General features: G+C 69.9%; 10 protein-coding genes. 2 read left to right on the plus strand and 8 right to left on the minus strand.

Features of this window, described 5'->3' with window-relative positions; translation table 11 throughout:
- The first annotated feature begins 56 nt into the window (after positions 1 to 56).
- Both OH804_RS18130 and OH804_RS18135 read left to right on the plus strand, forming a co-directional pair.
- Entirely contained in the window at positions 57 to 947 is an 891-nt protein-coding gene (locus OH804_RS18130; protein WP_196922014.1) for an ABC transporter ATP-binding protein, read from the plus strand.
- On the plus strand, positions 944 to 1933 hold the full coding sequence (locus OH804_RS18135) for a transporter (protein ID WP_406058295.1): 990 nt from the start codon (positions 944 to 946) through the stop codon (positions 1931 to 1933). The genes OH804_RS18130 and OH804_RS18135 overlap by 4 nt, the downstream gene beginning before the upstream one ends.
- A gap of 48 nt (positions 1934 to 1981) precedes the next feature.
- On the opposite strand, the gene OH804_RS18140 is transcribed toward OH804_RS18135, so the two are convergent.
- From OH804_RS18140 to OH804_RS18175, 8 genes are all read right to left on the minus strand, one after another.
- Complete coding sequence (locus tag OH804_RS18140) at positions 1982 to 3070, minus strand: DNA glycosylase AlkZ-like family protein (RefSeq protein ID WP_406058297.1); 1089 nt, start codon at positions 3068 to 3070, stop codon at positions 1982 to 1984.
- A 70-nt stretch (positions 3071 to 3140) separates the two neighbouring features.
- The gene (locus tag OH804_RS18145; RefSeq protein ID WP_196922011.1) at positions 3141 to 3971 is read right to left on the minus strand and encodes an ABC transporter permease; all 831 of its coding nucleotides are present in this window, start codon (positions 3969 to 3971) and stop codon (positions 3141 to 3143) included.
- Positions 3968 to 4936: an ATP-binding cassette domain-containing protein gene (locus OH804_RS18150; RefSeq protein WP_406058299.1), complete on the minus strand. Its 969-nt coding sequence runs from the start codon at positions 4934 to 4936 to the stop codon at positions 3968 to 3970. The genes OH804_RS18145 and OH804_RS18150 overlap by 4 nt, the downstream gene beginning before the upstream one ends.
- A 152-nt stretch (positions 4937 to 5088) precedes the next feature.
- Positions 5089 to 6351 carry an ROK family transcriptional regulator gene (locus OH804_RS18155; RefSeq protein ID WP_196922009.1) on the minus strand — a complete coding sequence of 421 codons (1263 nt, stop codon included), beginning with the start codon at positions 6349 to 6351 and terminating at the stop codon, positions 5089 to 5091.
- A gap of 112 nt (positions 6352 to 6463) precedes the next feature.
- Positions 6464 to 7567, minus strand: coding sequence for a sugar-binding protein (locus OH804_RS18160; protein WP_196922008.1), 1104 nt, complete (start codon positions 7565 to 7567; stop codon positions 6464 to 6466).
- 52 nt (positions 7568 to 7619) lie between these two features.
- Positions 7620 to 8918 (minus strand): multiple monosaccharide ABC transporter permease, encoded by a 1299-nt coding sequence (gene mmsB, locus OH804_RS18165; RefSeq protein ID WP_196922007.1) that lies wholly within the window; start codon positions 8916 to 8918, stop codon positions 7620 to 7622.
- A complete protein-coding gene (gene mmsA, locus OH804_RS18170; protein WP_406058302.1) occupies positions 8915 to 10462 on the minus strand; it encodes a multiple monosaccharide ABC transporter ATP-binding protein in 1548 nt (515 codons plus the stop codon). Before mmsA ends, mmsB begins: the two co-directional genes overlap by 4 nt.
- 533 nt (positions 10463 to 10995) lie before the next feature.
- Positions 10996 to 12174 (minus strand): glutathione-independent formaldehyde dehydrogenase, encoded by a 1179-nt coding sequence (locus OH804_RS18175; RefSeq protein WP_406058304.1) that lies wholly within the window; start codon positions 12172 to 12174, stop codon positions 10996 to 10998.
- Positions 12175 to 12230 lie beyond the last annotated feature (56 nt).

A 12230-nucleotide genomic window follows, 5' to 3' on the forward strand; every position in this document is an offset into this window, starting at 1 on the left:
CGCCAGCGCTCGCGCGACAGCGGAGCGGCGGCGTGAGCGGAACGAGAGGACAAGGGATGGACATGGTCTTGGAAGCAGACCGGCTCGGCAAGCGGTACGGCAGCACCTGGGCATTGCGGGACTGCTCGCTGCATCTGCCGGCCGGCCGGATCGCCGCCTTGGTCGGGCCGAACGGCGCGGGCAAGAGCACGCTCTTGCACCTGGCCGTCGGGCTGCTCAAGCCCGACGCGGGCACGGTCCGGGTGTTCGGTCGGTCCCCGTACGGCGACACGGAGGGCCTTGCCGACATCGGTTTCGTCGCCCAGGACACCCCGCTGTACCGGGACTTCACGGCGGCCGAGTTGGTCATCGCCGGCGGCAAGCTGAACAAGCGGTGGGACGCGGCGCTGGCCCGTACCCGGTTGGCGCAGCTCGGCATTCCACCGGACAAGCCGGTCGGCAAGCTCTCCGGCGGGCAACGGGCCCAGGTCGCGCTGGCCCTGGCACTGGCCAAGCAGCCCCGGCTGCTGCTGCTCGACGAACCGGTCGCCAGCCTCGACCCGCTGGCTCGCCGGGAGTTCCTCCAGTCACTGATGGGCAGCGTCGCGGAGTCGGGCACCACAGTCCTGCTCTCCTCGCACCTGCTGGCCGACCTGGAACGCGTCTGCGACTACCTGATCGTGCTGAACGCCTCTCAGGTGCAGCTCACCGGCGCTGTCGACGACCTGGTCACCTCGCACCGGCAGCTCGTCGGGCCGCGGCACGACGGCGGCGTCATCGGGGGCGTCGCCGCAGTGGTCCGGGCCAGCCACACCGACCGGCAGTCCACACTGCTCGTCCGCACCGACGGGCCGGTCACCGATCCGGCGTGGACGGTCCGCGAGGTCAGCCTGGAGGACGTCGTGCTGGCCTACCTGGCCGATGGCACCACGCAGACCAGTCACAGCGAGTGGGGGGTAGCAGCATGATCTGGCTGACCTGGCGGCAACACCGCAAGCAGGCGTTCTACACACTGCTGGCGCTCGCGGCGCTTGCCGCCCTGCTGGTGCCCATCGGCCTGGCGATGCGCCACACCTTCTCCGACCTCGGGCTGGCGGACTGCGCACGCCAGCTCGCGGACACCAATGTGCCGGCGGCGACCAGGGATGCCTGCGACGCGGGTTTCCGCCGCTTCGGCAACCAGTACAGCAGCCTGAACCTGGTGGCCGTACTGCTGATCACCCTGCCGGCGCTGGTCGGCCTGTTCTGGGGTGCACCACTGGTCGCCCGCGAGGTGGAGCACGGCACGCACCGGTTCGTCTGGACCCAGGGCGTCGGCCGGACCCGATGGGCCCTCGTGAAGTTCGGGCTGGTGGGCGCTGCCGTCGTGGTCCTCGCGGCGGTCTACGGGCTGGGCATGTCGTGGTGGGTCGACCCGCTCACCCAGGCCGCCTACGAGGGCCGGCTCGGCATGATCGTCTTCGACCTGCAGGGCATCGCGCCGATCGGCTACACCCTCTTCGCCGTCGCGCTCGGCGTCTTCGCCGGCACGATGTGGAAGCGGATGCTGCCCGCCATGGGCATCACCCTCGCCGGGTTCATCGGCGTACGGGCTGCGGTGGAGATCCTGGCCCGACCGCACTACCAGCCGGCCCGCACCCAGACCTTCCCCATCGAGGGGGAAGGGCCACCGGAGGTCAGCCGGGGGGACTGGATCCTCACCCAGGGCGTGCGCAACCCGGACGGGACGATGATCGCGGAGGACACCCGGATCCAGTGCCCGCCGGGCGGGAAGGGGCCGGACGGTCGGGTCTGCGGCGCCGAGTTGGGCCTCGAACCGGGCGCGTACAACTGGCAGCTCTACCAGCCGGCGGACCGGTTCTGGCTGTTCCAGAGCATCGAGACGGGCATCTTCGTCGCCCTGGCCGTGCTGCTGCTCTACCTGGCCATCCGCCGGGTCCGCCGGATCGCGTAGCTGGGCGACGGGTGCTCGTCGGGGAGCGGGGGCCTCGGCGAGCACCCGTCAGCGCAGGCCCCCGACGGTCAGCGACAGCCAGGACGCCAGGTCGTGCAACTCCTCGTGCACGGCCCGGGTCACCTCGGGTGTGAAGGGCACGTCCTCGTGGATGGCGTGCACGGTGAGCGTGCCACGCCGACGCTCGGCCGTGGCGTCCACCTTTCCGACCAGCCGATCGCCGTGCAGGATCGGCAGCGCGAAGTAACCCCACCGTCGATTCGCCCTGGGCTTGTACATCTCCAGCACGTACTCGTACTCGAAGAGGTCGGCGAGGCGGACCCGGTCGTGCACCAGCCGGTCGAACGGCGACAACAGCGCCGTACGCCCGGTGAAGGGCTGCCCGAGCGCGGCCGGGTCCACCCGCCACTCCCCCGCGACGCCCTCAATGATCGCCGGCTCGCCGGCGGCGCCGACCTCGGCCGGCTCGCCGGGGACCACCACCGCCTTCGCCCGTGCGATGCCCAGCGCCCGCAGCCGTCGCTCGTTGCGCAGCAGACGCGCCGGCTCCAGCTCGACGACGGGCACGTCGGCCGGGTAGACCCGCTCGGCCACGTCCCAGAGCCGCTGTCGGCCCTGACGGCCGGCGATCGCGACCTCGCCGCGCAGGACCAGGAACTCCAGCATCTGGGTGACGTTGCGGTTGTTGGTCCAGCCCGACGACGGCCAGGGCACGACGCTCGTGTCCGGGATGTCGCGGGAGAGCAGCGGACCGGAGCGGCCGAGCAGGTCGAGCACGTCGCGTCGGAACGAGTCGTTGGCGCGCAGCCACTCGCAGTGGCGCTCATGACCGGGCGACGCCGCCATCGCCGCGAGGAAGAGCCCCAGGTCGTCCATCGGTCGCACCATTGCCTGGTGCTCGAAGAGCGTCCGGTCCCGTTCGAGGGCCTCCCGCATCTGCGCGGGCTGGTACGACGAGCCGAGCCTGCTCCAGCAGACCAGGTCGGCGCTGGGTGCGACGGCGGCGGTCGGGTCGATCTGCACCAGGGTCAGCTGGCGGACCACTGTCAGCAGGTCGGCCGGGCGCGGATCGGCCAACAGTTGGGCCCGGATGGCGATCCGCCGCGCCTGGGCCCGATCGAGTCGGTGCACGTCCACGCCGGCGAGCCTAACGGCGCTCACCGACATCGAACGGGCCCAGAGAGTCGGATTCCTCGGCCGGCCGGGCTCAGCCGGCCAGCCGCCGGTACCGCGCGACCGAGAGCGGCAGGAAGACCGCGACCAGGACGAGCGGCCAGAGCACCGCCAGCCACGGGTAGTGCTGCGCCGCCCAGGAGTCACCGCCCCAACCGGGGTTGCCGAACAGCTCGCGGGTGGCGCCGACGGTCGCCGACAGCGGGTTCCACGCGGCCACCGCACCGAGCCAGGCGGGCATGGTGGACGGTGCGACGAACGCGTTGGAGAGGAAGCCGAGCGGAAACTCCAGGGTCTGCACGGCCACCACGGCCGTCTGCCCACGGGTGACCAGTCCGAGGAAGATGCCGACCCAGATCAGGGCGAAGCGCAGCAGCAGGATCAACCCCACCGCCGCCAGCGTGGCGCCGGCCCCGCCGTGCGCCCGCCACCCGATCGCCAGACCGGTCAGCAGCAGGACTCCGAGGGTGACCAGCGCGAACAGCATGTCGGCCACCGCCCGGGCCGCCAGCGGCGCCAGCGGGGAGACGGGCATCGATCGGAGCCGGTCGGTCACCCCGCGCTCCAGGTCCTCGGCGACGGCCATCGTGGTGAGGCTGATGCCGAAGACCATGGTCATCACGAACATGCCGGGCATCAGGAACTCGCGATAGCTGCCACCGCCGGGCACCTGCAACGCGCCGCCGAACAGGTAGGCGAACATCAGCACGATCAGGATGTTGAAGCCGAGCGAGGCGATCAGCGGGCCGGGATCGCGTCGCCACCGGGCCAGGTTGCGCCAGATCAGGGTGCCGCTGTCGGCCAGCAGGGCGGGCCGGCCGGGCGTCAGGTCCACCGCCGGTGCCGGCATGCTCACCGCGCTCATGCCGACACCTCAGCGGTTGCTGCCCGGCGGCCGGTGAGGTGCAGGAACACGTCGTCCAGGGTCGGTCGGCGCAGCGCGACGTCCGCCACCGGGACGTTGACGGCGTCGAGCGCCCGCAACACGTCGACGAGCGCACCGGCCTGGTGACCGACCCGGACGCTCACCATCCGCCGGTCCACGTCGACAGTCGGTTCGTCGTCGGCCGCCCGGCGTACCTCGGCGACGGCGGCGGCGAGGTCGGTGGGTGCCGCGACGACCACCTCGATCCGGTCGCCGCCGAGCCGGGTCTTCAGGTCGTCCGGCGTCCCCTCGGCGATCACCCGGCCGGCCTCGACCACCGAGATCCGGTCGGCGAGTTGGTCGGCCTCGTCCAGTTGCTGGGTGGTGAGCAGCACTGTGGTGCCGGTGCGCACCAACTCCCGGACCGACTCCCACACCTCGTTGCGCCCGCGCGGGTCGAGCCCTGTGGTGGGCTCGTCGAGGAAGAGGACCGCGGGGGCCAGGATCATGCCGGCCGCCAGGTCGAGCCGTCGGCGCATCCCTCCTGAGTACGTGCTGACCGGCTGCTCGGCGGCGTCGACGAGACCAAAACGTTCCAGCAGCTCGACAGCCCGCTGCCGGGCGCGGCGGCGACCGAGGTGGAACAGCCGACCGAAGAGCACCAGGTTCTGCCGACCGCTCAGCGCCTCGTCGAGCGCGGGATGCTGCCCCACCAGCCCGATGCGGTAGCGCACCTGGTCGGGCTGGCGGGTCACGTCGAACCCGGCGACCTCGGCACGACCCTCGTCCAGCCGCAGCAGGGTGGACAGGATCCGTACCGATGTGGTCTTGCCGGCGCCGTTCGGGCCGAGCAGGCCGCACACCGTTCCCTGCGGCACCCGCAGGTCGAAGCCGTCCAGCGCGTAGCGGTCCCGATACCGCTTACGCAGCCCTTCCGCCGCTATCGCGTTGCCTCTTGTCGTCACAGCGCTCCCTCCCCCAACGTTGCCAACGGCGCTACCGTACAACATACGGTAGGCGGTACGGGAATGGTGGGTCGTCGGCGCCCACCAGCACACCGAGGGAGTTCAGAGTGGGAGCCCGCAGGAACCGGCGGGCACGGGGTGGGTGGTCGCGACTAGCCGGGCTCGTTGGTCCCGACCTGGCCCGCGACGCCGACGTTCAGCGGGTCGGCCAGGAGTTTGTCGAACGCCAACTCGGCGGCACCGATCAGGACGGCGTCGCGGCCGAGTGCCGCCGCGCGCAACCGCAGGTGCTCGCGGGAGGCGGGCAGTGGCATGGTGTCCAGCCGGTCCCGAACCAGGTCCGCCCCGGCGGTGAAGATGTCGCGCAACGAGCCGCCGAACACCACGGCGTCCGGGTTGACCACGTTGACCAGGTTCGCCACGCCGAAGCCGAGCCAGTCCGCCACCTGCTCGACCGCCGCGCGGGCGGTCGGGTCGCCGTTCTCCGCCGCGCGCAGGACCTCGGCCACCGCCGCGCGGTCGCTCGGGTCACGGCCGGCGTGCCGCAACAGCGCGGCTTCGGAGATCTCGGTCTCCCAACAGCCGCGTGAACCGCAGCCGCAGGGCAGGCCGTTGGGGTTGACGACCATGTGGCCGACCTTGCCGCTGTGACCCCGGTGGCCGATCACCAGTCGGCCACCGACGATGATGCCGGCGCTGATGCCCAGGTCGCCGTGCAGGTAGATGACGTCGTCGATGCCGACCGCGACGCCCCGGACGTGCTCGGCCAGACCGGCGATGTCGGCCAGGTCACCGGCCACGAAACCGGGGCCGGAGCTGAACTCCGCCTCCAGCGCTGCGCCGAACGTCTCGTCGATGCTGGCGATCCGGATCCTGCCGTCCGGGTCACGGGTGGTGTCGGTGACCGCGGCGGCGCCGCCGACCAGCAGCGCGTCGCCGGCCACCGTGCGTTCCATGTCGCGGACCAGGTCGGCGAGGGGTCCGACGGCGTCGATCGCCGACATGCCGCTGGGTCGGGGGATCTCCCGCAGGTCGAGGATCTGCCCGCCGAGGCCGACCCGGGCGGCACGCAGCCGGTCCGCGTCGATGCTCAACGCGTGGGCGTAGACCCGGTCGGAGCGGGGGCTGACCACCAGTGAGGGGCGGCCGGCGCGGCGGGCGGTGGTCGGTGCCTCCTCGGTGACCAGGCCGCTGGTGACCAGGTCGGCCGCGAGGGCACCGATGGTGCTTCGGTTGAGGCCGAGCCGGCTGGTCAGCTCGGCCCGGGACGTCGGTCCGTGCAGGTGGACGTAGCGCAGCACAGCGCCGAGGTTCTGCCGCCGGATCTCCTCCTGGCTGGCGCCGGGGACCGACGGCAGCGGGGACTCGGCGTTGCGGCCGACGCCGGCTGGCCTGGCCCGTACTGGTATCGCCACGGTCAGACCTCCTTCCGGGTCGAGGCCGGTTGGTGCGGGGGTGCAGGGACGACGATGGGTCCCGGTAGAGGAGACCCGGGACCCATCGGCGTTACTACCTACCGTGCGGTGACTACTTGGTGAGCGGCGCGAGCTTCGGGTCGTTGGCGTACGCCTCAGCCGCGTTCGCCTTGGTGACGGCGACCGGCGGGAGCAGGTACGTGTCGACGACCTTGCTGCCGTTGTTGTAGGACTTGGTGTCGTTCACCTGCGGCTTGTCACCGGCCTGGAGAGCCTTGACCATGTTGATGGTCTCCTTGACCAGGTTCCGCGTGTCCTTGTTGATCGTCATGTACTGCTCGCCCTTGACGATCGACTTGACCGACTCGACCTCGGAGTCCTGACCGGTGACGACCGGGGTCGGCTTGCCAGCACCCTTGACCGAGGTCAGGATGGCGCGGGCCAGCGTGTCGTTCGGGGAGAGGACGCCGTCCAGCTCCTTGTTGCCGTAGGTCGAGGTCAGCAGCTGGTCCATGCGGGCCTGCGCACCCTCGGCCTTCCAGCCCTGGATGGCGGTCTGCTTGACGTCCTTCTGACCCGAGGCGACGACCACGTTGCCCTTGTCGATCTCCGGCTTGAGCACGTCCATCGCGCCGTTGAAGAAGACACCGGCGTTGTTGTCGTCCGGCGAGCCGGAGAACAGCTCGATGTTGTACGGGCCGTTCGGCTTCTTGGCCTTCATGCCGTCCAGCAGGGCCTGGCCCTGGAGCTGGCCGACCTTGAAGTTGTCGAACGCGACGTAGTAGTCGAGGTCCGGGGTGTTCGTGATGAGCCGGTCGTAGGCGATGACCTTCACGCCGGCCGTGTGGGCCGCCGCGACCTGGGTCGACAGCTGCGCGGCGTCGGTCGCGCCGATGACGATGACCTTGGCGCCCTTGGTGACCATGGCGGTGATCTGAGCCTGCTGGTCGGCGACAGTGGTCGACGCGCCGGCGTACTGCACGTCACCCTGGAAGCCGGCCTCCTTGAGGCCGTTGCTGAACAGGTCACCGGCGAGGACCCAGTTCTCCGAGGTCTTGGCCGGCAGGGCCACGCCGATCAGCGAGTTCGCCGGGAAGCCCTTGGCGGCCTCGCCGCTGGAGCCGCTGTCGCCGTCGCGGCCGGAACCGCAGCCGGCGAGGGCCAGCATGGCAGCGGCGCTGATGGCCACCACCGACGTGCCGAAGAATTTACGCATGGTGAGGACTTGCCTTTCTAGATGGTGAGGCGGGTGGAGAGGTCGGTGGCCGTCAGCCGGACACCGCTGCCTTGGCGGGCTCGCGCTCCGCGTCCGGCGGTGAGGTGGGTGGGGCGGAGTCGTCGCGGCGGAAGGGCCGCATCAGGCTCCCGATGATGGAGAAGCGCCCCTGGCTCTTGTTGTAGACGTCGATCGCGACGGCCAGCAACAGGACCAGACCCTTGATGATCTGGACGCGGTCGGTACCGACGCCCATCAGCTGCAGGCCGTTGTTGAGCACGGCCATGACGAGACCACCGACGATGGATCCGCTGATGGTGCCGATACCGCCGGCGACGGCCGCGCCACCGATGAAGACCGCGGCGATGGCGTCCAGCTCCCAGCCGTTGCCGTCCTGCGGTCCGGAGGCCGCCGAACGGGCCACGAAGATCATGCCGGCCAGCGCGGCCAGGACGGACATGTTCATCATGACGAAGAAGTTGACCCGCTTGAGCTTCACGCCGGACAGCTCGGCCGCCCGGGAGTTGCCGCCCACCGCGTAGATGTGCCGGCCACCGGCCGTGTTGCGGGTGTAGAAGGAGTACGCGATCACCAGAACCAGCAGGATGATGCCGGAGATCGGGAAGCTGGTGCCGACGCGACCGCTGGCGAAGCGCAGCGCCGCGAAGGCGATCACGCCGACCATGATGGCCATCCGCAGGATGGAGATCCACATGGGCGCCGGGTCGGCGTCCATCGCCCGTCGGGTCTTGCGGGCCTGGATCTCGCGCCACACCACCGCCAACGCCGCGGCCAGACCGAGCAGCAGCGTGGCGTTGTTGTAGCCGGTGTTCGGACCGAACTCGGGCAGGAAGCCGGAGCCGATCTCCCGGAAGCCCTCCGGCACCGGGACGGTGCTCGCGTTACCGATGAACTGGTTGCCGCCCCGGAAGAGCAGCATGCCGGCCAGGGTGACGATGAACGCCGGCACCCCGATGTAGGCCACCCAGAAGCCCTGCCAGGCGCCGATCACCGCGCCGATGGCGAGGCCGAACACGATGGCAGCGGGCCAGGGCAGGTCCCACTCGGTCATCGACTTGGCGACCAGGATGCCGGCGAAGGCGGCGACCGAGCCGACCGAGAGGTCGATGTGCCCGGCCACGATCACCATGAGCATGCCGATGGCCAGGATCAGAATGTACGAGTTCTGCTGGAACAGCGCGATCAGGTTGTCCGACCGAAGGGTGAGGCCGTCGGTCAGGATCTGGAACAGGACGACGATCGCCACCAGGGTGAAGATCATCCCGAACTGGCGAGCGTTGGAGGTGGTGCCTCCGAACAGGTTCTTCTGAAGGTCCTTCAATCGGCTCATCGGGTGGCCATCTTCTTCGTCGAGGTCATCTGCTTCATGAGGTTTTCCGGGGTGGCGTCCGCCCGGGCGATCTCGCCCGTGATGGCGCCTTCGAACACGGTGTAGATGCGGTCGCAGAGCCCGATCAGCTCAGGCAGCTCCGAGGAGATGACGATGACGCCCTTCCCCTGGTCGGCGAGCCGCTGGATGATGCCGTAGATCTCGTACTTGGCGCCCACGTCGATGCCGCGCGTCGGCTCGTCGAGGATCAGCAGGTCCGGGTCGGTGAACATCCACTTGGCCAGGACGACCTTCTGCTGGTTGCCGCCGGAGAGCTTGGAGACGCTCTCGTCGACAGTCGGGGCCTTGGTCCGCAACTCCTTGCGGTACGCCTCAGCCGCCTGGTACTCCTCGACCTCGTTCAGGACGCCGTGGTGCGAGATCTTGGACAGCTTGGCGGCCACCGTCGACGTCTTGATGTCGTCGAGCAGGTTGAGGCCGATCGCCTTGCGGTCCTCGCTGACGTACGCGAGGCCGTTGTCGATCGCGTCGGCGACCGACTTCAGAACGATCTCCTTGCCGTCCTTGATGATCGTGCCCGACTCGTACACCCCGTAGGAGCGGCCGAAGACACTCATCGCGAGTTCCGTACGGCCCGCACCCATGAGACCGGCGAAGCCGACGATCTCGCCGCGGCGCACCACGAAGCTCTCGTTCTTGCAGACCTGCCGCTCGGCGGAGATCGGGTGCCGGACGTTCCAGTTGCGGACCTCGAAGAAGACGTCACCGATCTTCGGCGTGTGGTCCGGGAACCGGCTGCTCAGCTCGCGGCCGACCATGCCCCGCACGATCCGGTCCTCGTCGACCCCGTCCGCCTTGACGTCGAGGGTCTCCACGGTCCGGCCGTCGCGCAGGATGGTGATCTGATCGGCGATCGCCTCGATCTCGTTCAGCTTGTGCGAGATCATGATCGAGGTGATGCCGCGGGAGCGGAACCCGCGCAGCAGGTCCAGCAGGTGCTTGGAGTCGGCCTCGTTCAGCGCCGCGGTGGGCTCGTCGAGGATGAGCAGCTTCACGTCCTTGGCGAACGCCTTGGCGATCTCCACGAGCTGCTGCTTGCCGACCCCGATGTCCTTGATCAGGGTGTCCGGGTCCTCTTCCAGACCGACCCGGGCCATCAGGTCCAGCGCCATCCGGTTCGCGGCCTTCCAGTCGATCGCGCCCCGCTTGCGCGGTTCGTTGCCGAGGAAGATGTTCTCGGCGATCGACATTCCTGGAATGAGCGCGAGCTCCTGGTGGATGATCACGATGCCGGCGTTCTCACTGGCCCGGATGTCGGAGAACTTGCTCTCCGACCCCTGGTAGGTGATCTTGCCGTCGTAGGTGCCGTGCGGGTACACCCCGCTGAGCACCTTCATCAGGGTGGACTTGCCCGCGCCGTTCTCGCCGCAGATGGCATGGATCTCGCCGGCGCGAACCACCAGGTTGACGTCGGAGAGGGCCTTGACTCCGGGGAACTCCTTGGTGATGGAACGCATCTCAAGGAGGATGGGCACGTCGCTCATCGCTCGTACCACCTCGCCAACGTCATCGGTTGCCTCCGGAAGGTTGAACCTTCACTTGGTTTTGTTGTTGACGGCAACGTATTGCGGCCGTAGGGCCATCCGCAAGGCGAGGGACTGTTGAAAAGGTAACAATCCGGCAATATAGATGTCGCACAGTGTTCGCCCGTCACTGTGGCCACCGCAGCCCCTCCCGGCATCCCGGTCCGACCGCAGCACCCATGCCCACCTGCGACAACGCGCCAATCGACCCCGGCCATTCCCGCAGCTTTCCCACCAGGCAAGACACGCCGGGGAGGTGCGCCCGGTAACACAGCGCACACGTCACGGCATCGAACGATGGTGATCGAGCACCGGCCGCAACGGCGTGCGCGAGGCACACGGCGGGCCTCGGGCACCTGATGTGACCCACGCCTCTGCCGGCCGGACGCATCGGCGATCGTCATTTCGGAATACCGTCACCGGACGACGGCCCAGTGCCCTAACGTCCGTTAAGCGCAGTTCGGAACAGCACGCCGCACGCGGGGCCGAACCGGTCAGCTCGGGCGCAGCACCGCCTTGATCACGCCGTGCTCCCGCCTGTCGAAGTGGCGATACAGCTCCGGGGCGTCGGCAAGGGTGCCGTGGTGGGTGACGATCATGCTGGGCCGCGCTCGGCCCGCGACGACCAGGTCCCGCAGTAGGACCGTGTAGCGGCGGTCGTGAGTGCGGCCGAACCGGACGGCGACCCCCTTGCTGAACAACGCTCCCCAGGGCGCGACCAGGTGCTCGTGGCCGTCCGCGCCGGGGCCGGGGTGGGGGTCCCGGTCCGGGTAGACACCCGCGACCGCGATCGCGCCGGCGGCGTTGACGAGCCGGGCCGCGTCGGCGATGACCTGGTTCGGGCGCTCCCGGTCGGGGTGCTCCCGGTCGCGGGCCTGGAAACCGACCGCGTCGATGACCTTGTCGACCCCGCCCAGTTTCTCCTCGCCGAGCGGCAACCCGGTCCGTGCCCGGTCGGCCCGGATCTGCTCGACCGGGTCGCCCCGGCGGAAGTCGATCGGCACGGCCCCGATCTCGCCGGCCTTGTCGAGTCGGGCGTCGACGCCGTCGACGGAGTACACGACCCGGGCACCTCTGAGCAGCGCCGAGTAGGCGCCGAGCAGACCGACGGTGCCGGCGCCGAACACCGCCACCGTGTCACCGGGCTCGACCTCGGCGAGGGTGGCCGCGGCGTGCCACCCGGTGACGAACGCGTCGGCGAGCAGCACGAAGTCGTCCTCGTACGCGTCCCCCGGCTCGCCGGGCAGGGGTACGCAGTTGGCGTCGGCCCACGGCACCCGCAGCAGGTCGGCCTGCGCACCCCGGTACGGACCCATCCCCGCGTACCCGTACGCCGCGCCCGGTCCCTCGGCCCGGGCCCGCAGACAGGCCGCCGAGAGCCCGCGAGCACACATCACACATGTCCCGCAGAACAGGTGCGTGGGGATCACCACCCGCGTGCCCGGCCGTACGGTCTGCACCGCGGCGCCCACCTCCTGCACGACACCCAACGGTTCGTGACCGAGCACCATGCCGGGCTCGGCGCTGGTGCGTCCGTCGTACATGTGCAGGTCGGTGCCGCACAGGGCGGTGGAGGTTATCCGCACGAGCGCGTCGGTCTCCGCCTCCAGGGTCGCGTCGGGCACCTCCCGCACCGCGACCGTCCGGATGTCGGTGTAGACGACGGCTCTCATCCCGGCGCTCCTGTTCGGCTGTGGAACGGCCGGCCTTCCCCCGACTGGGACGTTCA

The organism is Micromonospora sp. NBC_00860, from assembly GCF_045207375.1.
GTDB lineage: Bacteria > Actinomycetota > Actinomycetes > Mycobacteriales > Micromonosporaceae > Micromonospora > Micromonospora vinacea.

Excerpts from the sequence above, each read along its gene's own strand:
- OH804_RS18130 (WP_196922014.1), top strand. The coding sequence starts at position 57 with ATGGACATGGTCTTGGAAGCAGACCGGCTCGGCAAGCGGTACGGCAGC.
- OH804_RS18135 (WP_406058295.1), top strand. The coding sequence starts at position 944 with ATGATCTGGCTGACCTGGCGGCAACACCGCAAGCAGGCGTTCTACACA.
- OH804_RS18145 (WP_196922011.1), bottom strand. The coding sequence starts at position 3,971 with ATGAGCGCGGTGAGCATGCCGGCACCGGCGGTGGACCTGACGCCCGGC.
- OH804_RS18160 (WP_196922008.1), bottom strand. The coding sequence starts at position 7,567 with ATGCGTAAATTCTTCGGCACGTCGGTGGTGGCCATCAGCGCCGCTGCC.
- mmsB (WP_196922007.1), bottom strand. The coding sequence starts at position 8,918 with ATGAGCCGATTGAAGGACCTTCAGAAGAACCTGTTCGGAGGCACCACC.
- mmsA (WP_406058302.1), bottom strand. The coding sequence starts at position 10,462 with ATGAGCGACGTGCCCATCCTCCTTGAGATGCGTTCCATCACCAAGGAG.
- OH804_RS18175 (WP_406058304.1), bottom strand. The coding sequence starts at position 12,174 with ATGAGAGCCGTCGTCTACACCGACATCCGGACGGTCGCGGTGCGGGAG.